Here is a 24295-nt window from a genome sequence, read left to right on the forward strand (position 1 = left end):
AAGAGGGGAATGGTTACAATTTTTCATTTAATCAGACACACAAAATATCCGCACTGTGAAGTCAGGGTGTACTGGGTATCTGCGTAACCTGTTATTCGACAGGTCGAATAACAAATTCGAACGTAGTCTTTTCCACCGGTACCAAATACTGTGGCAATACACCTGGTCCGCAAGTAGCTGTACCGACACCCGCCTGTTCGGCATCCAGATGGACAGTCACTGTACCGCTTCTCTTTAACTGATTGATATGGGTGGAAGCATCTATATTGCTGTCCGTAAAAGGTACGATGCTAAACTGCCAGGGAGTAGTGGCTGTTACGTGCAAGCCGTTTCCCGCTTCGTTCGTGATTGTTGCCCAACGCATATCCGTACGGTTACCGGTCGACTGAGGTTTGACGTAATAATGGAACATTCGTTCCGCGTCCGTCTTGTCGAGGGCGATCCGTCCGCTTTGGATGCGGTCGGCGTATGTTTCTCCGGTGCGTCCCAGGTAAGAAACCTGTGCATATTCGGATGGCATTTCGAAGGTCAGTCCGATACGTGCCAGCGATTTGACGATAGCGGTATCCGGAGTGAAGGAGGTTGCTATCTTTACTGTGCCGTCAGGGGTCAGTTGATAGTGCTGCGTGGCTGTCCCTACTGTCTCACCTTTGCCGTTCAGGAGTGCCAGCGTTGTCTGGACACTGTTCTTTCCTGCCCGGAAGGCTTTTGCCTGTTGGCTGAGCGCGTTAAGGCCTGCCGTTTTCCACAAGCGGGCACCGTTACGGTCGCGGTTATCGTTGTCCGTGATGGGGCGGTAGAGGCTGATCATGAGCGGTGTGGAAAGCATTTCTTTTCCGTCGAGCTTATAAGAGGTCATGGCCCCTGTCTCCGGAGAGAAGGAGATGCTGATGCGGTCGTTGCTGAATGTGTTGTCGTCCTGTTTCAGGGCAGAAGCCTTCAGGGTGGGATATTCCGGGCGATAGTTCTTGTTGGCGGTCCATACAAACTGATCGTAAGCCACTTCATGGGTGACCGGGATGAACGGACGTGCCTGCTTTGGTGTCCAGCTCAGATTCAGGAATACCTCTTTACAGTTTTTCGGTAAGGAGGTTTTACCGAGTGTCAGTGTGGTGGTTTCGTGTGGCAGGCAGTCGACGGTTTCTGTTCCCTGGCGTACAACCTCTCCGTTGTCTGTGACCAGTTGCCAGTTCAGGGTATATTCATTCAGATTGCTGAAATCATACCAGTTTTTGACGGAGAGTGTCAGGTTGCGTTCGTCAGTCAGACTGGCCTTGATATATTGGTAGACCTTTTTCACTTCGTTCAGATGTGGATGCGGTACGCGGTCGGCACCGATCAGACCGTTACAGCAGAAGTTGTCGAAGCTGGGGATGCCTTTAGGACCATAATCGCCTCCGTACGACCAATACCAGTTGCCGTTCTCATCCAGTTCGCGGAACGACTGGTCCACCCAATCCCAGACACAACCGCCTTGTGCCATCGGTTCGTTTTCGAATACATCCCAGTATTCTTTCAGGCCGCCGACACTGTTTCCCATTGCATGCACATATTCGCAAAGAATGAAAGGGCGGTAGATTTTCGGCTCTTTCTGGTTCAGGTATTCTTTGATAACGTCTACGCTGCGGTACATACGGCAGTAGATATCCGTGTTGTAGTTTTGCTCGGCACGTTCGTACTGTACTGGCCGGTTCTTTTCGACAGATTTGAGCCAGTCGTAAGTACGTTCGAAATTAATGCCGTTGCCGGCTTCGTTACCCAGCGACCAGATCACGATGCAGGGATGATTCTTGGAACGTTCGTACATCCGGCGGGTGCGGTCCATATGGGCAGGGAGCCAGGTACTGTCTTTAGCCAGCGATTCGGGACCGTATCCCATGCCGTGTGATTCGATATTGGCTTCATCGATCATGTAAAGACCGTATTCATCGCAGAGTTCGTACCACAACGGATCGGTCGGGTAGTGGGAGTTGCGCACGGTGTTGATGTTATACTGTTTCATCAGTTCGATATCTTTCAGCATCAGTTCGCGGCTGACGGTACGACCCAGCTGCGAATGTTCGTGGCGGTTCGTTCCTTTGACCAGTGTCGGTACACCGTTCACGCAGAAGCGGCCGTCTTTGATTTCGGAGGTGCGGAAGCCGACTCTGCTTCCCGTCAGTTCAGTCTCTTTGCCGTTACTGTCTTTCAGCGAGAGAAGAAGCGTGTACAGGTTCGGATGCTCTGCACTCCAGACTTTTACACCGGGGATAGTTACGCCTTTGAATGTGATCCGGTTATTGTCTCCGGCGGGAACTTTGATTTCCTCTTTCAGGACGGTTTTGCCATCGGTATCTTTCAGTTGGTAGGCGATGCGTGTGTTGGGATCAGATTTGCCTGCGATCCGGACATCCAGGTTGAAGATACCGTCCCGATAGGTGTCCTTGTCGAGTGTAGAGACAACTTTGTAATCGGCAATGTATTGCTGCGGAGTACTGTAGAGGTAGACGTTGCGCTCGATACCGCTCAGGCGCCACATGTCCTGACATTCCAGGTAGGAGCCGGAACTCCAGCGGTACACTTCCAGCGCGACGGTGTTTTCACCCGGTTGCAGTTTATCGGTGATATCCCATTCTGCGGGCGTTTTGGAACCTTGGTTGTAACCGAGTTTTTCCCCGTTCACCCATACATAATAGAAAGAGATGACACCTTCGCAACAGAGTACCACGCGGCGGCCGTCCCATGATGCCGGTATGGTAAAAGTACGGCGGTAGGACCCTACTTCATTTTCTGCGTAGGGAACCAAAGGCGGGTTTTTCTTGAAGTTGAACATCGGATCGTCGAACTCATAGGTTTCATTTACATAGATAGCCGTGCCGTATCCCTGGCGTTCCCAGTTGCCGGGGACGTTGATGTCTGCCCATCCTCCGGTATAAAAAGAAGGTTTGTAGAAATCCTTCGGACGGTTGTCGGGGTTCTTTGTCCAGTGGAATTTCCATTTGCCGTTCAGGCTTTGATACCAGGGCGACGATTCGTGGTCGCGGGCTGATACGGCTTTCTCGTTTTCAAAAGGCCAGACGTAGGCGTGCGGTTCCAGTTTGTTCAGACCGATTGCGTACTGGCTCTGCCACTCGGGCGTGTTGTCTGCAGGCTCTGCTGCAGCCTGGAACATTCCCAGGCTGCACAGAGTGAAAATAGATAACAGAGTTTTTTTCATTGTATTTATAGAATTATTATTTCATCTGTATATATCCATGTACCTTGTCCCGGCCGTGTATGATCTTCAGGGCATTTCCCGGGATTCTTCAGCTCGACTTTCAGGTAACGGCCTGTAGATGCCAGGTTGTCGAATGTCTTGTCTTCGATACGGATACCTTCACGGAATATCTCTTCCGGCGTGAAGGAACGTTCAGCAATACGTGTATATGTCCGGTTATCGTTTGAAACGGATAACGTAATCTTTGCCGGGATATGTGCCCCTATTCCGTAATTGGTGATGCAGCCGATCGTTATCTGTCCGATATTTTCTTCTTTTCCGAGGTCGATCGTGAAGGAGGCATCTTTGTCATACCATCCGCACCATTCGAAATCGGATTGCTTGTCACTTCCCCTTAGTCCGTTGGTCAGGCGGTAAGTCTGCTCGTTACCGTCGATGACCGGACGGGCTGTTGCCTTGTTCCGGTGAAGGGGCAAGGTCAATGTCTGCCCTTTTTGCTCTCCCGACGCAAAGGTCGCCGCTTTGATCGTAACATCGTCGGTGAAGGCTAATGAATCCGTGTAGAGCGGGGAAGAAGCCTGTGGCTCGCTGCCATCCACCGTATAACGTATCTCCATATCCGGGCGGATACAGGTGAGGGCGACTTTCAATGTATCGTTATCCCCTGTTACCTGATGATCGATGTTGAACATGGAACGGGCATAGTTTACTTCCAGATAGTCGTAATGCCCGGTCAATACATCGAGGCGTTTCAGGAAGCCGGGCCAGTCTTTCTGATCTTTTCCCGACCAGGCTATTTCGGCAATGGCTGCCAGACGCGGGAAGAGCAGGTATTCGACATCTTTCGGCGAGTTGACAAATTCGGTCCATAACGAACCTTGCACTCCGAGCAGGTTGGCGGCTGCTTCCGGTTCCCATTCCGGTTGTATCGGTTCATAATCATATACGTTTTTCAGTGTATTGTTCCCGAAATAAGTGCGTGGCTCAAACCACTGCGGGCCTTGGTAACGGATCAGATATAATACACGCGCCGGGGTCATAATGAATTTGTGACCCATTTTACCCGCTTTGTATCCGGCAGTTCCTAATCCCTGCCAACCATAGATAACGGCATCTTCGGGTATTTTGCTGTTTGTCAGTTCGTCCCAGCCCATTACCTGCTTGCCTTTGCTTCTGACATAGTCTGCCATCCGGTTCATAAAGTAACCTTGCAGGTCTTCTGCGTCTGTAATACCTTCTTTCTTCATCCGTGCCTGGCAGAGCGGGCATTTCTTCCAGTTCACTTTCGATGCCTCGTCACCTCCCAGGTGGATATAAGAAGAGGGGAACAAGTCGGCCACTTCATCGATCACATCTTCCAGGAAAGAAAAGACTTTCTCGTTCCCTGCGCAGTAAACGATCTCTGCCGCATGTGCCCCCATACCGGGAATGACACCGATAAAGTCTTTCACAACGGGACAGGCCAGTTCTGGATAGGCAGCCAGCGAGGAGTTGGTGTGTGCAGGCATTTCTATCTCAGGGATGATCTCGACCTGGCGTGCAGCGGCATAGGCGATGATCTTTTTCATATCCTCCTGCGTATAGAATCCGCCTACAGGTGTCTCTTCTCCCGGTTGGGCGTTTTTACGTTGGGAGAAATCCGTGTCACGGGCCACTCTCCAGGCTCCGACTTCCGTCAGGCGGGGATATTTCTTTATTTCCAGACGCCATCCGTTACCATCGACCAGATGCAGGTGGAGTTTGTTCAGTTTCAGCATCGCCATATAGTCGATTATCCGGATCACGTTTTCTTTAGGAATGAAAAAGCGGGAAACATCGAGCATTAAACCACGGTAAGGGAAGCGGGGACTGTCCTGTAAAGTCAGTGCCGGTACGCTCCATTCGATTCCGTCGGCCGGTACTTTGCTTTCTATGGCTGGCGGGAGTAGCATACGGATGGATTGTACGGCATAGAAGAAGCCGCAGTTATCAGCTGCTTTTACGGATATATGGGAAGGCGTTATTTGCAGTTCATAATTTTCTTTAGCGAGTGTTGTGTCGGTAGAAAAAACGACGGAAGCAGTCTTGAAGGACGAACCGGTTCCTATTGTCGGAGTGAATCCGGCGGAGGTCGTAAATAAGTCGGCTAATAATCCGGCTACAGCTTCCTGCTCCTGATTTTCGATCCGGATCGTTGTCGATTTGTTAAAGGTGAAATGCCCTTTACCGGTGGTTTGTTGTTCCGGCCGGGGAATGATGTTTACCCCGGAAGGAGTTGAGTTTGTGCATCCTGTAACCAACCAGACAAGAAAGGTTATAAGGAGTAGTTTGTCTTTCGCCATTCGACCTGCTTTTAGTGTTAACATATTCATCCGTGTTAATTAGATTATCCGGAAGACAAATTTATATGTATGTGTGTGGTCGAATGTCCGGTTTTGTACAAAAAAGTTCAATATTTGTCCAAAAAGGGTAGAAATGATTGATTTTAAATATTTCTGAAACTATTAGAGTTCCGTAAGAACTCATGTTCTTTAGATTTCAGACAAAGATATAAAAAGATTATTTTACACATGGGTACTTTTCTTAAACTTTATAGAACAAGCTTTTATTTCATCTTTTGACTGATATGGCTGGTTTCCTTATCCGGAACAGGCAATAGAATGACTATAAAATAATTACATGGACAAACTTTAATATAGTAACAGTTTGCAAGAATAATCCGATAGAAAATCTACCCATATAGCAAATAAGGTTTATACTGAATGATTAATAGATTGGTATTCTATTAATTAAAAGATAATGACATGAGTTCTTACGGAACGCTGGTATTAAATTATTAAGTAAACCTTTAAGATGCTGATCATAAAGAAATATATTTATTTGTTTTTTCTGATTTTCTATTGTTTGTCCGTTACGGGAACTGTACCTGAGTATTATTTTAAGCAGATTTCATTAGGGGAAGGGTTGTCAGAATCTATGGTGAAATGTGTATTGACGGATCATAAAGGCTTGATTTGGATCGGAACTCGTTTTGGTTTGAATAATTTCGACCGCGAACGGGTGAAGAATTACTATCATGATAAAAAAGATACTTACTCTATTCCTGACAATGAGATCATCTTTTTAGTAGAAGACTCTTTACAAAATCTCTGGGTCGCAACAGAGCAAGGAATGGTTTTATATAATCGTGAAACGGATAATTTTCTACCGGCTACTGCTGATGGACGTTTGTTGGTCGTGCAGTCGTATGTATTTGTAAAAGATGGTCTTTTATTCTTCGGGAAAGGAGCATTTTTTTAATATACTTATGCGGATAAAAAGATTGTTTCCCTACCAGTTTTTCCGACAGAGAAAACGATGACTATTTTTGAAAAGGCATACATTTACGATGAACAGGCAGGGCAGATTTTGTTGGCTTCGCGTTGGAACGGATTGTGGGAATATCATTTACAAACGGGGATTTTGCAGCGGACTACATTTGTAAAAAACAACTGGATTGCAGCACTTTTTGTAGACTCTTCCGGTTGTATATGGTTGTCGCCTTACGGTAAAGGGCTGGTGGGGTATGGTCCGGATAAAAAACAAATATGCCATCTGAAAGCTCCTGAAAAATTATCCAACGGGATTATCCTCGACATAAAGGAAAGAGACGGTAAACTTTGGTTGGCAACCGATGGGGGAGGAATCAATGTCTATGATCGGACTTCTGGTTCGGTCACTGTGATCAATTATGTACCGGGAAAACAATCTTCTTTACCTACAGGTTCTTTTTGGTGTCTGTATAATGATCCTGATAATAATATATGGGCGGGAAGTATCAGGGGAGGGCTGATCGGGTTGAAGGAGATTTTTATCCAGACTTACCAGGATGTCCGGTTGAATTCTTCCTATGGTTTGAGTGATAAGACGGTGGCAGATATGTATGAGGATAAAGACGGCTTTATCTGGCTGGGGACTGACGGAGGTGGTATGAACCGTTTGGAGCCGCAGACTGGGCAATTCCGCCATTATCCTTCGACTTATCAGTCAAAGATTGTGTCTGTCATAAGTTATGGAAAGACGAAACTCCTTTATTCCTGTTTCGGAGAAGGCTTGTTTTTGTTCGATAAGCAAACTGGTTCGATCGAAAAATATCCTGTTATGAAAGAGGAAAAGCGCGAACAGTTATTCAGAATGGGTAAATCGGTTTTTCTATTACGTCCGGACGAGACACGTTTTTATTTGCTGGCAGATAGTGTCTATCTGTATGATCAGTCGGTCGGCAAACTGACAACCGTGCAGAACCGGGATACCGGACAGGTCGTTTTCTCTTATAGCCTGGTCGCTAAAGAAACTAACGGATGTTATTTGCGGGGAGAAAAGGATTTACTTGAACTGGATTATGTAAGCAATACGATGCAAACGGTTTATTCGTTAGCGGATTCAACCGGGATAATTACTGCTGCATGTAAAGATGACCGGGGACATTTCTGGATAGGTTGTACAACGGGATTGTTTTGTTATGACCCTTCCGGCAAAACTCTGACATTTATAGAAAATAATCGTTTATCAGGAATTACCTCACTGGGCTTCGACCGTGTCGGGCGGTTATGGATAGGTACGCATAATGGCTTGTTTGCCTATACTCCGGCTGACGGTAAAACGATGGTGTTAGGTGAATCGGACGGAGTATGCGCAAATGAATATATTTCAAGGTCACCGTTCATGACCCGTAATGGTGATTTATACTTAGCCGGAGTGTCCGGGTTAGTCCATGTTAAAAGTAGTAATTCTTTTACAGATGATCAGGAACCTGTCATTACTCTGCTGGATATCTCGTTGAATGGTGCTTCGATGAATATGGAGACTGGAAAATATACGGGTAGTATATCAGTGCCTTGGAATTATACCTCTTTGGTGATGAAAGTGATTATCAGGGAAAATGATCTGATGCGGAAGAAATTCATCCGTTATTATATAAAAGGTGAACAGGAAGAAATGGTGGAATCGGATAATCACGTGATCGCGTTTCATAGGTTACCTTCCGGAAAATATGATGTTTGGGTCTCTTGTAGCAAGAAAAACGGAGACTGGAGTGTTCCTGTGAAACTGTTGTCCATCAAAGTAACCCCACCTTGGTGGAGAACAAACTGGTTCATATTCTGTTGCGCTCTATTTGTAATAGCAAGTTTTTCCCTGACCATTTGGCTGTTTATGAAACGGCAGGAGAACAGGATGATCTGGGCAATGAAAGAGCATGAGCAGCGGACTTATGAAGATAAGATACGTTTTCTGATCAATCTTAATCATGAATTACGTACTCCTTTAACTTTAATCTATTCACCTCTTAAACGCTTGCTGGCTTCGGAAGAAGGATTTAGTATAGGCCATTATAAGCAGTTGGCGGATATTTTGAGGCAGGTCCGGCGGGTTAAAGATATAATCAATATGGTGCTGGATGTTCGTAAGATGGAGACAGGGGGAGAGACTTTGCACATCAGGCCATATCATTTGAATGACTGGATACGTGAGGTTTCAGATGTCTTCAAGGGGGAATTGGAATATAAACAGATCCGTTTGGAGTATAACCTGGATGATTCAGTTGGAGATGTACCGTTCGATGAGGCGAAATGCGAAATGGCACTTTCCAATTTGATCATGAATGCCCTTAAATTCAGTGACGAAGGTTCATGCATAACAATCTCTTCCCGATTGGAGCAAGGGTATGCACGTGTGTCGGTTTCCGATCAGGGGATTGGCTTGGATCATGTCGATATCTCGAAGTTGTTTGAACGTTTCTATCAGGGAGAACATGGGCGGAAAGGTTCCGGTATCGGTTTGTCGTACACTCGTTTACTGATAGAATTGCATGGGGGACGTGTAGGGGCAGAGAATAATACTGGCAAAGGGGCCACTTTCTTTTATGAATTGCCTTTGGAGAATGCGATAACCTCGATTGAAGCAAGGCCTTACCTGAATGAATTGTTGGCATCGCCAGAGGTTAAAGTGAATACGATTGCCGATTTTTCTGTCCGGAAATATTCCGTCTTGGTCGTGGAAGATGAACCCGAGCTCCGGATTTATCTGAAAAACTCGTTGAAGGAATATTTCAGGCAGGTCTATGTAGCAGAAGATGGTGTTGAGGCTTTTGATATGGCCGTACGTTATCAGCCGGATATCGTAGTCAGTGACGTCATGATGCCTCGCATGGATGGTTTTGAATTTTGCCGGAAGTTAAAAGGGAACCTGGAAGTTAGCCATATTCCGGTTATATTGCTGACAGCACGGACAGATCAGTCTAGTGCGATACAAGGATATAAAGAAGGTGCTGACTTTTATTTGCCGAAACCGTTCGACCTGGAATTTCTTCTCGCCATAGCCCGCAATATTCTGAAAAACCGGGAGGCTGTCAAATTACGCTATAAAGAGGGTAAAGAGTTAATTTCGCCTAAAGAAGATACGATCAGTAATGCCGATGAAATGTTTATGAAGAAACTGAATGGCTTGATAAGCGAACACCTCGATAATCCGGAACTGGACGTGAATTTTGTCGCAACACATATGGCAATGAGTCGTGCCTCTCTGTATACAAAACTGAAAGCGTTGACCGATGTCAGTATCGGCGACTATATCAATAAGTTCAGGATGGCACGTGTAATAGAACTGTTGGCGGATAAGGATCTGACCATTCTGGAAGTTTCAGAGAGGGCAGGTTTCACCAACCAACGGTATTTCAGTACGGTATTCAAACAGATATACGGGACGACTCCGTCTAAATACCGTCAGGAACATTTCAACTGAAAAGATATTTCCTATTTTTTCCGGATAGGTAGCAGATAAATGATACGTGCGGAGAAAACCTGGCCGGCCGATTTGTTGAAATAATCCGTTTTACGGTTGTGGAAGATGTCTCCCAACGCATAGTAATAACGTCCTTCGAGCAGGAAATAACCGATGCCGGTACGCAGTTCGATACCGGGACCACCACATAATCCCCAGTCGAACTTTTGTTCGATAGGCATGTCGTGCTGGTTGTTGGCTCCTGCATTCTGATTTTTCTCATTGGGGTTCTGATCGGTCTTTTCGCTGATAGCGAAGCCGACCTTCGGCCCCAGGTTTACGTAGAACTTGAACTTGTTACTACCGAAATAAATATGGGTGAAGAACGGTATCTCCAGGTAATTGATCGTACGTGTATATTTGTAAGTCGGGTTCTCGTCGAATTGCTCGTCCCAACCCTGCTGGCTGAAATTCAGTTCCGTCTGTAGCCCCAGATTCTTTTCCGTGTTCCAACGCAGTACCAGGCCCCCGTTGTATCCCTGTTTCATCTTGGTGTAGACCTTCGGGTTGAAGCTGACAGATGAGAAGTTCATGCCGAAAGAGGCACCTACGGATACTTCCTGGGGAAATTTATTTTGTGCCATAACGCCGGTTATGACGGCCAGGTATAAAAAGGATATGATTGTTATCTTTCTGATCATCTTACTTCGCTACGTGTTACGTTATAGTCACTCTGGTAATGAACGATAAATGTGCTGGTATTGATGAATCCGCCCCAGTTGTTTACCCGTTCAAAATCGAAACAGGTCTGTATGCCCTTGTAACGAATATTGCCCAGGTTGTTCTCGAAGTTGGAACCGTATTTCCGGATGGCATCGAAAAAGAACATACCTGTGTCGAAACCTAATATACCATATTTAGGGAATATGTTAATCAGGGTCTTGCTATACCATGTCTTATATTTGGAATAAAAGTCGGAGACTTCCGGCGAGAGGTTGTCAGCATAGAAGAAACTATATATATAGGTATTCAATGCAAAGAAGTCGTCGAGGCACTCGTTGGTATAAGTTTGCCATTCCGGATAACCGAACATCGTGATGTTGTATTCCGGTTTTGTCTCTGCCAGCATACGCAAAGGCGCTTTGAACTTGTTCAATGCTTCCAGGCTGCCTGAAGTAGGGATAATGACACTGCGTTTGTCTGTGCTGAGCATCGCTTCCATTTCGACCGGGAATGTCTCGCTCGAATAAGTTAGTTCGCGCCAGGAGATGTTGCGTTGCTTCATCTCTCCTTGCAGGGCTTTGACGAAGTCGGTCTTTTCTTCGGTACCGGGCACTTTCAACAGGATGATGTTGTCGTTGGCAAACAGGTCACAACCGGCTTGTGATGCTTTGGCATACAAGTAGGAGTGAGGGGTGTTTACCTGGAATATATTTGCATTGGACAATACATCATCGTTTTTGGAGGTGAACGGTATCACATATTTGATATTATTCTTTTCTGCAAATTCGGCAACCGGCGCGATCTGGTCGTTCTGTACGGCTCCGATGATCAGGTTGGCTTCTTTCAAGACATCTTCTTTCAGGATTTCTTTCACCTTTTTGGTGCCGTTGCCTGTATCGAATACGGAGAGTTCGATCGAACAGCCGCTGTTACGCAGACTGTCGACGGCCAGTAACAAGCCTTCATAATATTCGATGAAACGTTGCGTGTTGGAGGACGGTTTTGCCTCATTTGTCATGAAGGGTAACAATAAAGCTACTTTGATCATGTTGACCCGTTCGATCTTTTTCGGGGTCGATAGCAACGCATTTACGTCTCTTTCATGCATGACCGGAGCTGTTTCCGTAACTGTCTCTTTGGTTTCCACCGGTATTTTGATGACCATTCCGGCCTTTACCCCGTTCTTCAGTTCGGGGTTTCGTTTGATCAGTTCCGTGCTCGATATGTTGAATTTCCGGCAGATGCGGTACATCGTTTCTTTCTTGGCGATCGTGTATTCGATTTCTTTGGTTACCGACTTTACTTCCTTGGTGGGCAGTGTCTCGATAGGTGTTGCCGGGATACGAATCGTCTTGCCGATCGTGAAGGTGGAAGTCGACAGTCCAGGGTTTGCCTCGATGATATCGGTTCCGGGTACGGCATACCGGATAGACAACGAATAAAGTGTTTCTTTCGGTTGTATGGTGTGATACAGGAAATTATCCTCTGCTTTCCCCATTGGAGCCGTACCGGCATCCCGTTGCGGAATCTTTAATGTAGCACCCGCTTTGATCGATTCGCGGCTTTCCGGATTCAAACGGTAAATGTCATCGACGGTCACTCCATACATCGTTGCGATTGAGTATACTGTCTGTCCCCGCTCAATCGTATGATAAAATATATTATCATTTAATTCGTTAGTAGTAATAATTCGTGCTTTGTTGTTCTGTGAATACAATGAAACACTACAGAAACTCAGGCACAACGTCAATACGTATATACTGATCTTATTCATTTGTTAATTCGAATATTTGCAGCAAAGATAGTGTATGTCCGTATAAAATACTAATTTTGGAAGCTAATTAGGTTATATATATGCAAAGGAATTTTATAAGAAGAGTGGTCGGGACGCTCTGTTTTTTATTATTGATACTTGCAGCACATGCTCAAAAATATACGGTGACAGGGGGGAAAGGGACTCCTTTGTTGGCTTTTGATAATAAACAACCCACCAGTAGCCAGTTTCAGGTTTACCTTGTATATGGCATGGATAATGTAGAAATACGATATACTCCTACATCAGGTTCGTATCAATGGTATCGCTATAAGACTAAAGCGAAAGCAGGGGTTGGTAGCGATGCCGAAAAAATATCATCTGTTCAGGAGGGTAGTGAAACAGTCATTCGAAATCTGGAAGAAGGATATGGGTATTATATATTGGAAGACGATGCTTATTCGAAAGCTGGCGGGTATGTATGGATTATAGACTACAGTAAATATGTTTTTGAGGCGACTAGCCTCTATATAGATGCGCAAAAGAGCAATTGCGGCAAGATGTATTTGGGTGGGGATGTTGATATGAAGGAGATGAGATATTATGATCCGTCAGGAGTACCTGGAATATTGAAGCGTGAATTTGATGTTACTTACCAGACGATGGATATATCGGAAGATCAAACGGCATATCTGCCGAAAACAGTTACTGATACGGTGGAAGATATTTTTACAGTCGGTATCGAAGCCCCTCTTTGCGACACCGATGTCACTCTGAAAGGAGATTTGTTTGCCCGTCATTTCGGAGTGGAGAAAACAATGACGACAGGTGTCTACCAGGCAATCGCAGTGAAAGTCGTTTTGAAAATAGATACTTTATCATATACGAACGCAACCAATATGGTTGCAAAAGGGGATAGCCTTTCCGCCCCGGTCGAGTTCAATTTTAAAGCTGTTTGCAATACGCCGGTTGCTGCCATTTTCAAGTGGGAGATCTATAAAAAAGATGGAACCGAGGGAAAGGGGACAAAAGTGATCGACTTTAACAAAGGAGAAGAAGTAAGCTATATATTCAACCAAAACGGTACTTATACGGTTTATTTATCAGTATCAGATCGTACAGCCCAGTGTACATGGGAGCCTGAAGATCCGGTTACGATCAACATCTCGGACTCTTTCCTCGATGTTCCGAATGCTTTCTCACCCGGTACGTCACCTGGCATAAACGATGAGTTCAAAGTGGCCTACCGCTCATTGACCCGTTTCAAATGCTGGATATTCAACCGTTGGGGAGTACAGATGTATTACTGGACAGACCCGTCGCAGGGTTGGGACGGTAAGAAAGGCGGTAAATATGTCCCGCCCGGAGTTTATTTTTATGTGATAGAGGCAACCGGCTCAGACGGTAAGCCAATAAAGAAAAAAGGTTCAATTAACATTTTTAGATCAAAGAGTATAGATGATGAAATTATCGAAGAATAATATATTCAGTTTTTTGTCGGGTGGTCTGATCTGCCTGACTGCGTGTTTGTCTATCGGATCGAGCGATTCGGAAAAGGTGCTTGATGGGCGTCCGGTGGTGATGTCGATGACTTCGTCGCCTGATATACCCTCGTCGGTCACTTTCTGTGGAACGCCGATCGACCTAACCCGCTATAATATGCGTGAAGGATTCGACCGGGAGATGAGTAGTTTCACATACTTCCATTCGACCACTATGTTGCTGATCAAACGCGCCAACCGTTATTTTCCGGTTATCGAACCGATATTGAAAGCCAACGGTATTCCCGACGACTTCAAATATCTGGCGGTCATAGAGAGCCATCTCGACCCGCGTGTGTCGTCTCCGGCACGTGCCGTGGGTATGTGGCAGTTTCTCGAAGGGACAGGCAAGCAATATGGGCTGACTGTTACCCCGACCGTGGATGAACGCTGTCATGTGGCTAAAGCAACCGAAGCAGCATGTAAGTATTTGAAAGCTGCTTACGACAAATACGGTGACTGGGCAAATGTGGCCGCTTCTTACAATGCGGGCATGGGGCGTATCTCCGGCGAACTGACCAAACAGGAAGCCGATAGCACCTTCGACCTCTGGCTGGTAGAGGAGACAAGCCGTTATGTATACCGTATCATGGCGATCAAGCAGATATTTGAGAATCCTTATAAGTACGGTTTCGTGCTCCGCGCAGAAGACCTTTATAAACCGATTGCCTGCGAAGACGTGGCTGTATCGTCGGACATTCCCGACTTGTCTGCTTTCGCACAGAAGTATAATATAACGTATGCCGATCTGAAACGCTTCAATCCCTGGTTACGCGACCGGAAATTGCAGACACTGGGCAAGACTTATACGCTACAGGTCCCGAAAGAAAATGAAATGTATTACAAGACACCTAACACCTACGTGCATAACTCGGCTTGGGTGGTAAGATAAATTCCCTTGATAAAAAGTATGAACGATAAAAATGCATTGGAAGGCGGTCGTATTTCCGTTTTAGGCGCCCGTGTTCACAATTTGAAAAATATAGACGTCGAGATACCGCGAAACAAACTCACCGTGATAACCGGTATGAGCGGTAGCGGTAAATCTTCGTTGGCTTTTGATACAATCTTTGCGGAAGGACAACGCCGCTATGTGGAGACATTTTCCGCTTATGCCCGTAATTTCCTCGGCAATATGGAACGTCCGGATGTGGATAAGATTACCGGATTAAGCCCGGTCATCTCGATCGAACAGAAAACGACCAATAAGAATCCCCGTTCTACCGTAGGTACTACGACAGAGATATACGACTTTTTTCGTCTGCTTTATGCAAGGGCGGGAGAGGCTTACTCGTACCTGAGCGGGGAAAAGATGGTGAAGTACACCGAAGAACAGGTGCTTGACCTGATCCTGGAACATTACGAAGGGAAGAAAACCTATCTGCTGGCTCCGCTTGTCCGTAACCGTAAAGGACACTACAAGGAATTGTTTGAACAGGTTCGTAAGAAGGGTTACCTGACAGTCCGTGTCGATGGTGAGATAAAAGAGATATTTCATGGCATGAAGCTCGACCGCTACAAGATGCACAGCATCGAGGTGGTGATCGATAAGATGGTCGTGTCGGCTTCCGACGAACGCCGCCTGAAAGAAAGTCTGCGTACAGCCATGAAGCAGGGCGACGGGCTGGTCATGCTGTTGGATGCCGATACCGATGAGCTGCGTCACTACAGCCGCCGCCTGATGGACCCGGCAACCGGACTTTCTTATAGCGAACCGGCTCCGCACAACTTCTCTTTCAACTCGCCCCAGGGGGCGTGTCCGAAATGTAAAGGATTGGGACAAGTGAACCTACTGGATATGGAAAAGATCGTACCCGACCCTTCCCTTAGTATTTATAACGGTGGGATAGTTGCTTTGGGTAAATACAAGAACTCCCTTATCTTCTGGCAGATCGAGGCTCTTTGCGAAAAGCACGGCGTGACGATCAAGACGCCGATCAAAGATATCCCGGCAGAGGCGATCGATGAGATCATGAACGGGACGGACGAACGTCTCCAGATCAAGAACGAATCGCTGGGTTCTTCCAATTATTTCCTGTCTTACGAAGGTGTTGCCAAATATATCCTGATGCAGCAGGAGAGCGAGGCTTCGGCTTCCGCACAGAAATGGGCAGGACAGTTCATCAAAATGACTACATGCCCGGAATGTAACGGCCAGCGTCTGAACAAAGAGGCGTTGCACTACCGCATTGCGGGAAAGAATATAGCAGAGGTCTCTTCGTATGATATTTCCGAGCTTTACGAATGGCTGGACGGTATCGAGGAGCGTCTGGACCAGAAGCAAAAACAGATTGCCATAGAAATATTGAAGGAGATACGTTCCCGCCTGAAGTTCCTGCTGGATGTGGGACTGGATTACCTGTCTCTCAACCGTGCTTCGACAAGCCTTTCCGGTGGGGAAAGCCAGCGTATCCGTTTGGCAACCCAGATCGGCAGTCAGCTGGTCAACGTACTTTATATCCTCGACGAGCCGAGTATCGGATTGCATCAACGCGATAATGTCCGTCTGATCAACTCTTTGAAAGAGCTTCGTGATACAGGTAACTCGGTAGTGGTTGTCGAGCACGACAAGGATATGATGCTGAATGCCGATTACGTGATCGATATGGGACCGAAAGCCGGGCGTCTGGGGGGTGAAGTCGTTTATGAAGGAACGCCGCAGGATATGTTGAAAGTGAATACACTGACCTCTGCATACCTGAACGGGGAGACTGAGATTGCTGTTCCTGCCGAACGTCGTCCGGGAAACGGCAAGTTCATCACCATAAAAGGAGCTGGCGGTAACAACCTGAAGAATGTTGACGTGACCTTTCCGCTCGGAACGCTGATCTGCGTCACGGGTGTGTCGGGTAGCGGAAAATCGACGTTGATCAACCGTACCCTGCAACCGATCCTGAGCCAGCACTTCTATCGTTCACTGGAAGATCCGTTGCCTTATAAATCCATCGAAGGTATCGACAACGTGGATAAGATCGTCAATGTAGACCAGTCGCCTATCGGCCGTTCGCCACGAAGCAATCCGGCTACTTATACCGGTGTCTTTTCCGATATCCGTAACCTTTTCGTCGATCTTCCCGAATCGAAAGTCAGGGGATACAAACCCGGACGTTTCTCGTTCAATGTATCCGGCGGACGCTGTGAAACCTGTAAAGGGAACGGCTACAAGACCATCGAAATGAACTTCCTGCCGGATGTATTGGTGCCTTGTGAAGACTGTCATGGAAAGCGATATAACCGTGAAACGCTTGAAGTCCGTTTCCGCGGTAAATCCATAGCTGATGTGTTGGATATGACAATCAATATGGCTGTGGAGTTCTTTGAGAATATACCGACCATCCTTTCTAAGATCAAAGTCCTGCAGGATGTGGGATTGGGTTATATCAAACTGGGTCAACCTTCCACCACCTTATCCGGAGGAGAAAGTCAGCGTGTAAAACTGGCTACTGAACTGGCCAAAAAGGATACCGGCAATACCTTATATGTATTGGACGAACCGACTACCGGTCTTCATTTCGAAGATATCCGTGTCCTGCTGGGTGTTTTGAACAAGCTCGTGGAAAAAGGCAACACCATCATTGTGATCGAGCATAACCTCGATGTGATCAAATGTGCCGACTACCTGATCGACATGGGCCCCGAAGGTGGCCGAAAAGGCGGCCAGGTCTTATTCACCGGCACTCCCGAGGAAATGATCAAGAAGAAAAACAAGAGTTATACGGCTCCGTTCCTGAAAGACGAATTAAAAAATAAATAGATATGAAGAATCCTATCCAAATGATCAAACAATGCGTAGAGAAGGAAGAACCCTACTTTCTGCTGCGCGGACAAGATATATGTGCTTTGGCGGCGATTGAGACCTATTACGCCGAGGTGAAGAAAAAAGTTAAAGATCCTTACTTTATAGAAGAGATCGAAGAGATAATGAAAGACTTCCGGGCCTTCCGGGAGGAACAGGAAACCCATATCCCGGATTAATTTATGGCGGACGACAGTTACAGAACCATTAAACAAGTAGCAGAGGGCTATTACACGGAGAAGCGCAGTCGCTTTATCTCGTATGCCATCCCGGTGCGTACGGTCGAAGAGGTGAAGGAGCAACTGGATAAATATCGTAAACAATATTACGACGCCCGCCATGTCTGCTGGGCCTATATGTTGGGGGCCGATCGCCTGACTTTCCGTGCGAACGATGACGGCGAACCATCATCCACAGCCGGTAAACCGATCCTGGGACAAATCAATTCCAACGAGTTAACGGATATCCTGATCCTGGTCGTTCGCTATTTCGGTGGCATCGAACTGGGCACCAGCGGCCTTATCGTTGCGTACCGTACAGCTGCCGCCGAAGCGATTGCCGCAGCCGAGATAGAGGAACGTACGGTTGACGAAGACATTACGGTCGCTTTCGAATATCCTTACCTGAACGGGATCATGCGTATAGTGAAAGAGGATAATCCCCTTATTGTCTCTCAAAAGTTTGAAATGGACTGTGAAATGACTTTGCGTATACGCAAAGGAGAGGCGGAAAAGTTGAAGAACCGCTTATTGAAAGTCGAGTCGGCCTATCTGAAGTAAATTATTAATAATCTGAAACATGAGTTACCTACTATTTTCGATTTGAGAGGATTTCTTTATTTTTGTACTCTGAAATCTAAACAAGCAAATAGTGGTAATATAATGAAGAAGATTCTGTTATTTTCTTTTTTCTTAGTGGTTGGTTTGGTTGTCTCGCAGTTTCTTCCTTCTCTTGTAGGAGCGAATTATTCGTTGGTGAAGACAGTATCCAATTCACTGTTGTATGTGTGTCTGGCCTTTATTATGATCAACGTAGGCCGGGAGTTTGAAATGGATAAGACTCGTTGGAGGTCTTATACGGAGGATTATTTCATAGCGATGGCTACCGCTGCTTTTCCCTGGATATTTGTGGCATTGTATTATATGTTCGTCCTGCTCCCCGACATCTATTGGTCGAGTGGGGAAGCCTGGAAAGAGAACTTGTTGTTAAGCCGTTTTGCGGCTCCCACGTCTGCCGGTATCTTGTTTACCATGCTGGCTGCTGCGGGACTGAAAGCATCCTGGGTATATAAAAAGGTACAGGTGCTGGCCATTTTCGACGACCTCGATACAATCCTGTTGATGATCCCGCTTCAGATCATGATGGTTGGCTTGCGTTGGCAGTTGGGAGTGATCATTCTTATCGTGATGGTATTGCTTATGATCGGATGGAAGAAGATGGGAACCTACAATATGCGGCAAGACTGGAAGGCCATTCTGCTTTATGCCATTGTTACGTTGGCATTTACCCAGGGAATCTATCTGGTGTCCAAACATTTTTACGGGGAGGAAGCGAGTATCCATATAGAAGTGCTGTTACCGGCCTTTGTACTGGGTATGATTATGAAACATAAGCATATCGATACGAAGACGGAGCACAATGTGGCGACGGCGATTTCATTCCTGTTCATGTTCCTGGTAGGAGTGAGCATGCCCGTGTTCTTTGGGGTCGATTTTGCCAAACAATCGGCGGAAGCATCGACCATTACCGGTGCACAGCCGATGATGTCATGGCCGATGATCCTTCTCCATGTGGTGATCGTCTCTTTCTTATCCAATATAGGAAAGCTTTTCCCTCTGTTCTTCTATCGCGACAGACGTAAGCGCGAACGTCTGGCCTTGTCGATCGGTATGTTTACACGGGGTGAAGTAGGGGCAGGTATTATTTTTATTGCCCTGGGATATAATCTGGGTGGTCCGGCCCTGATGATTTCTGTTCTGACCATAGTGTTTAATTTAATTTTAACTGGTATATTTGTAATCTGGGTAGAGAAATTGACCCGCAGCGCCTATCAGCTTGAGATGGCTGAGCAGCAAAGGCAATAAACACAGTTAGGAATTACGGAGACAGACCAGCAAGCTGTCTCCGCAAATATTAAAATAGAATGGATCGTACTATTAATGTTATCCTTAAACCGTTGCGCCGATTCGCCACACAGAAGTCGAGTGCCAGTTTTTTATTGTTTATGGCCACGGTATTGGCTATGATACTGGCAAACTCCCCCTGGGCTCACGCCTATCATCATATATTATCTTATCCTATTGACCTTCAGATTGGCAGTTTTAATTTGTTCTCCCATCATGGTGAACCCATGCCGATGCTTGCCTTTGTGAATGATGCTCTAATGGCGGTATTCTTTTTTGTAATCGGACTGGAGATCAAGCAGGAGGTATTGATCGGGGAATTGAGTTCGGTTCGTAAAGCACTCCTTCCGGTTATTGCGGCTTGTGGTGGTATGATCGTACCGGTCCTTTTTTATTTGCTTGTCTGCAATACGGCTCCGGAAGTACGTGGGGCTGCCATTCCAATGGCTACCGATATTGCATTTGCTCTTGCTGTCCTGGGATTGCTGGGGAAACGGGTTCCTTTGGGGATGCGGATCTTCCTGACAGCACTGGCCGTGGTGGATGATATCGGTGGTATTATAATTATAGCTTTATTCTATAGCGGACATATCGCCTATCAACCGTTATTGATCTCTCTGGCTCTGCTGGCTTTATTATATGTAGGGGGAAAAATGCGGGTAAATAATAATCTTTTTTATTATGTCGTCGGTTTCTTTGTGTGGGTATTGTTCCTTGAATCGGGTATTCATCCGACCATAGCGGGCGTGTTGGTGGCTTTTACCGTCCCTGCCCGTCCGAAGGTTAACCTGAATGACTTTACCTGCGATATGACCGGCTATCTGAATATGCTCGATTATACGGAGGTACGTCAGTCCAAAACGGCATCGGTATTGACACCAACACAGATACAAGTATTGAATAATATTCATTCGCTGGCTGATAACACGATCAGTCCGTTGCAGAGCATTGCCGACAAATTGCATCCGTTGGTAAATTACCTGATACTTCCGCTGTTTGCTTTCGTGAATGCCGGGGTTACGTTTGGCGATATCCAACCGGCATCGCTGGTGAATGTGCCGTTGGCTGTCTTCCTGGGATTATTTGTCGGAAAGTCGTTGGGTATTTTCTCGTTCACCTACCTCTTTGCCCGTACGAGAATGGGGTCTTTGCCTACAGGAATGACCCGCATGAATCTGTTTGGCGTTTCCATGTTGGGCGGTATTGGTTTCACGGTGGCATTATTTATTGCCAATCTTTCGTTTACCGGAATGGATGCGCTCGGAGCCGATTTATTGAATCAAGCCAAACTCGGAGTATTCACCGGATCGTTTGTTTCCGGTCTTTGCGGGTACTTACTGCTGAAGAAGTATTTACCGAAAATCCCGAAAGAATAACTTTCTGACTGTTAAATAAAGGTTTTTGTGTTGTCAAACACTTTGAACTTTAAACAGTGAAGAGTAATAATGCTTATTATTGCTTCGGCTTGTTCTCTCTTTTATTTAATACGGAATGATTATGTGTAGAATATGGATTTTTTTAGTGTTTTGTCTGGCTTCGTTGTTGGCATCGGCTCAATCATCTAAGGTGGAAGTTTCTTATGAGCTTTGTGAAGATGATATGATACGTGAGTTAATGGATTTTCAGGAAATTCGTTATTATAAAGTTTTTGTTAAAGGAGACTTTTCCGGTAAGATGTGTAATCTGGTGATGGTGCATTGCCGGGATGGTAAGTTCTCCTATGACAAGCCGGTACGTTTTCAGGAAAAAGATTCGGTGATTCAACTGACCTATTTTGCGCAATCAGTTGATGCCGATACATCTAAAATATCTTTGAAAAGTAAAGCTATACATTCGACCAGTAAATATGATGTGAAGAATTGTAAGAGTCATATATTAATGGAGACTTACACGGAAACTCCTCTGACTACGGCGGATACTATACCAGTAATAGCTTATACGACAGGTTTGGTTCAGAGTTTTATGTTTGAAGGAAAACCTGTAACCGGTATTGATTATTGCGGGTTACGTTTTGCGAAGATTAATCCTGAAAAATGGCCAGAAAAGTATGGGGTGAAGGATTTTGTTTATTATATCATTTATTTTGAACCTTTCGACACAGGGAAAGAGTAACTATTTTACTTCAAACAATATCTTGCGCTGATTGCCCCAATTATCGATCAGCGTAAGCATGTGTTTGCCCGACGGAACGGAACAGGCGATCTGGTGGTTGTCGGTGGTTTCTCCCAGGTAGGTATCGTCAAGATGCCAGTAAATCGTAGCGTCACCCCGGGCATGTGCAGCTTTGAAGACTAACTTTTCGGGTTTGCCGGAGAATCCTTTCGGCAGATACAAGACTGCATGGTGTTCCGGGTAGATCAGTTCGATCTGCTGGCTTTGTGTCTGTTCGCATCCCGGCTTGATGGGCGGGAGGGAAATATAATCTATATGGTAATTGCGGTAATAATATTCCTGGGAAGGTGGGAGAACAAACCAGGGACGGGTGATTATCCGGTCGACTGATTCGCAGGAGCTGTTTACGCGGAAACGTCCGTCGGCAGAGAGATGCACCAGTTGATGGTAAGGGCAGACGGGAGTATTGATACCTGAACGGGGAATATACAGTGTGTCTGTCTGATCGCATATCTGCGATGCTTTATGACCGCTGTTACGGCAGATGGCTACCTCCTCCAGTTCATCGTACGGCATATCGAACCAAGCACCACCGGGAAGCAAGGAGAACAGATCGAACAACACCGGGGCTGCATTGCCTACACCGGTCAGTCCCGGGCGGCCTTCGCCCGATGCGTTTCCTACCCATACACCGACCACATAACGGGGAGTTGTACCGATGGCCCAGGCATCGCGTCCTCCGTAGCTGGTCCCTGTTTTCCAGGCAATCTGCTTCATCGATTCGAATTGTTGCCAGTCGGCCTCCTCTTCCGGGCGGTTGAGGGCGGACATCGCTTCGTAGGTGAACCAGATGGAAGCGGCTGAAAGAAGGGGCTTGTCGGTGAGACGCCGGTCTGCGACCGACCGGATCGGTTCCTTTTCTTTATTTATAAAAGGGGTTAGGGGGTGGATATCTTTCGGGTTGTATCGGCCGTTGTAAGGACGGTAATGTGTGAGAACCCGTGAAAGGGAGGCATACATTCCCGAGAGATCCCATAAGGTTCCTTCGGCTCCTCCAAGGATCAGGGAGGCCCCGTAGTGTTCTTCTGAAAAGCGGAGAGTGGTCATTCCCAATGCTTTCAGCAGTGTCATGAAACGTCCGGTGTTGTATTGCGATAACATGCGGACGAGCGGAACATTCAGGGAACGTTCGATAGCCCGGTGGGCAGGGACGGCTCCGTTGAATGTCTTGTTGTAGTTTTGTGGCATGAAGCCGTTTATATTCAGTGGGACATCAGACACGAGGGTGGAAGGAAGTATCTGTCCGTCGTGGAGCATCCCGGCATAGAGGAAGGGTTTTAATATACTTCCTGTGCTCCGGGGAGAGGTGATGACGTCTACCTGGTTTCCCCGTTTCTCATTGGCCTTAAAACTGGCGTTGCCGGCATAGGCAAGCACTTCTCCGGTTTCGACATCGGCAATGATGGCGGCGAGGTTGTGGATATGATTGGAGCTATATTCGAGCGCGTAGCGGTTGACCGACTCTTGTGCCTGCTTTTGCAGGGAGTAATGTACCGAAGTCGTGATACGTGTTCCAGGTGTGAGGACTGCCAGCCGTTCCAACAGATGAGGGGCTTCGTCCGGCAGGGGGACAGGAGCTTCCGGCAGGGGTTCCATGCAGGATAGCTCATATTCGGTGTTGTCGATGATACCTCTTTCCTTCAGGGTGAGCAGAAGGTTATCGCGTTTTGTTTTTAGTTGTTTGCGGTTTTTTCCCGGATGGATCAGAGCGGGAGAGTTGGGCAGGACGGCCAGTGTGGCGCTTTCCGCCCAGGACAGGTCGGAGGCACTACGTCCGAAATAACGCCAGGCAGCAGTCTCTATGCCGACTACATTTCCGCCGAAGGGGGCATGGGAGGCGTATAAGTTGAGTATTTCTTTTTTACTGTGGGTCGTTTCAAGGAAGAGTGCCCAGCACATTTCGATACTTTTCTCGTAAAGAGTGCGATCTTTGTTCCCTCTGGCGATACGTGCCAGTTGCATGGTCAGTGTACTTCCTCCGCTGACGACACGGCGGTATCTGGCATTCAGGTAGGCGGCACGCAGGATAGCTGTCACATCGATCCCGGGGTGATAAAAGAAATACCGGTCTTCATAGGTTGTCAGACAGGTGATAAACTTATCCGGCAGTGAGTCTGTTGCCGGAAACCGCCATTGCCCGTCCGGTGCAATACGTGCTCCCAGCAGGTTGCCTTCCGAAGAATAAAGTAAAGTAGAATAGGGAACGGGAAATAAAACACGGGGAACCAATAGGAACATTCCTCCCCAAAGGAA

15 protein-coding genes are annotated in these 24295 nt (G+C 46.6%); 10 read left to right on the top strand and 5 right to left on the bottom strand.

Annotated elements, in window-relative coordinates; genetic code table 11:
* Positions 1-91: 91 nt before the first annotated feature.
* Together DWX23_RS09485 and DWX23_RS09490 are read right to left on the bottom strand one after the other, a co-directional pair.
* Positions 92-3196 (bottom strand): glycoside hydrolase family 2 TIM barrel-domain containing protein, encoded by a 3105-nt coding sequence (locus DWX23_RS09485; protein ID WP_122374299.1) that lies wholly within the window; start codon positions 3194-3196, stop codon positions 92-94.
* Between the two features lie 5 nt (positions 3197-3201).
* A complete protein-coding gene (locus DWX23_RS09490; protein WP_122374300.1) occupies positions 3202-5517 on the bottom strand; it encodes a family 20 glycosylhydrolase in 2316 nt (771 codons plus the stop codon).
* Positions 5518-6028: 511 nt separating this feature from the next.
* On the opposite strand from DWX23_RS09490, the gene DWX23_RS25135 reads away from it, so the two are divergent.
* Both DWX23_RS25135 and DWX23_RS09495 read left to right on the top strand, forming a co-directional pair.
* Positions 6029-6475, top strand: coding sequence for a two-component regulator propeller domain-containing protein (locus tag DWX23_RS25135; RefSeq protein WP_255419759.1), 447 nt, complete (start codon positions 6029-6031; stop codon positions 6473-6475).
* A 57-nt stretch (positions 6476-6532) separates the two neighbouring features.
* Positions 6533-9955 carry a hybrid sensor histidine kinase/response regulator transcription factor gene (locus DWX23_RS09495; protein ID WP_233587565.1) on the top strand — a complete coding sequence of 1141 codons (3423 nt, stop codon included), beginning with the start codon at positions 6533-6535 and terminating at the stop codon, positions 9953-9955.
* Positions 9956-9966: 11 nt separating this feature from the next.
* Here the strand turns inward: DWX23_RS09495 and DWX23_RS09500 are convergent, their stop codons facing one another.
* Both DWX23_RS09500 and DWX23_RS09505 read right to left on the bottom strand, forming a co-directional pair.
* Entirely contained in the window at positions 9967-10635 is a 669-nt protein-coding gene (locus DWX23_RS09500; RefSeq protein ID WP_122374301.1) for a porin family protein, read from the bottom strand.
* Positions 10632-12431 carry a LysM peptidoglycan-binding domain-containing protein gene (locus DWX23_RS09505; RefSeq protein WP_122352415.1) on the bottom strand — a complete coding sequence of 600 codons (1800 nt, stop codon included), beginning with the start codon at positions 12429-12431 and terminating at the stop codon, positions 10632-10634. The genes DWX23_RS09500 and DWX23_RS09505 overlap by 4 nt, the downstream gene beginning before the upstream one ends.
* Positions 12432-12511: 80 nt before the next feature.
* Between DWX23_RS09505 and DWX23_RS09510 the strand changes: the two genes are divergently transcribed.
* From DWX23_RS09510 to DWX23_RS09545, 8 genes are all read left to right on the top strand, one after another.
* Entirely contained in the window at positions 12512-13891 is a 1380-nt protein-coding gene (locus DWX23_RS09510; protein WP_122352416.1) for a gliding motility-associated C-terminal domain-containing protein, read from the top strand.
* A complete protein-coding gene (locus DWX23_RS09515) occupies positions 13869-14843 on the top strand; it encodes a transglycosylase SLT domain-containing protein (protein ID WP_122374302.1) in 975 nt (324 codons plus the stop codon). Before DWX23_RS09510 ends, DWX23_RS09515 begins: the two co-directional genes overlap by 23 nt.
* A gap of 18 nt (positions 14844-14861) precedes the next feature.
* Positions 14862-17705 (top strand): excinuclease ABC subunit UvrA, encoded by a 2844-nt coding sequence (gene uvrA, locus DWX23_RS09520; RefSeq protein ID WP_122374303.1) that lies wholly within the window; start codon positions 14862-14864, stop codon positions 17703-17705.
* Between the two features lie 2 nt (positions 17706-17707).
* Positions 17708-17926, top strand: a complete 219-nt coding sequence (locus DWX23_RS09525; protein WP_122352419.1) for a hypothetical protein — start codon at positions 17708-17710, stop codon at positions 17924-17926.
* Between the two features lie 3 nt (positions 17927-17929).
* Positions 17930-18526, top strand: coding sequence for a YigZ family protein (locus DWX23_RS09530; protein ID WP_122374304.1), 597 nt, complete (start codon positions 17930-17932; stop codon positions 18524-18526).
* A 102-nt stretch (positions 18527-18628) separates the two neighbouring features.
* Positions 18629-19831: a sodium:proton antiporter gene (locus tag DWX23_RS09535; RefSeq protein ID WP_122352421.1), complete on the top strand. Its 1203-nt coding sequence runs from the start codon at positions 18629-18631 to the stop codon at positions 19829-19831.
* A gap of 59 nt (positions 19832-19890) precedes the next feature.
* Positions 19891-21246, top strand: coding sequence for a Na+/H+ antiporter NhaA (nhaA, locus tag DWX23_RS09540; protein ID WP_122374305.1), 1356 nt, complete (start codon positions 19891-19893; stop codon positions 21244-21246).
* A 121-nt stretch (positions 21247-21367) separates the two neighbouring features.
* Complete coding sequence (locus DWX23_RS09545) at positions 21368-21982, top strand: hypothetical protein (protein ID WP_122374306.1); 615 nt, start codon at positions 21368-21370, stop codon at positions 21980-21982.
* Here the strand turns inward: DWX23_RS09545 and pbpC are convergent, their stop codons facing one another.
* The gene (gene pbpC, locus DWX23_RS09550; protein ID WP_122374418.1) at positions 21983-24280 is read right to left on the bottom strand and encodes a penicillin-binding protein 1C; all 2298 of its coding nucleotides are present in this window, start codon (positions 24278-24280) and stop codon (positions 21983-21985) included. It abuts the gene before it with no gap.
* Positions 24281-24295 lie beyond the last annotated feature (15 nt).

Origin of the sequence: Parabacteroides sp. AF18-52, from assembly GCF_003479145.1 — a bacterium.
Lineage (GTDB): Bacteria > Bacteroidota > Bacteroidia > Bacteroidales > Tannerellaceae > Parabacteroides > Parabacteroides faecis.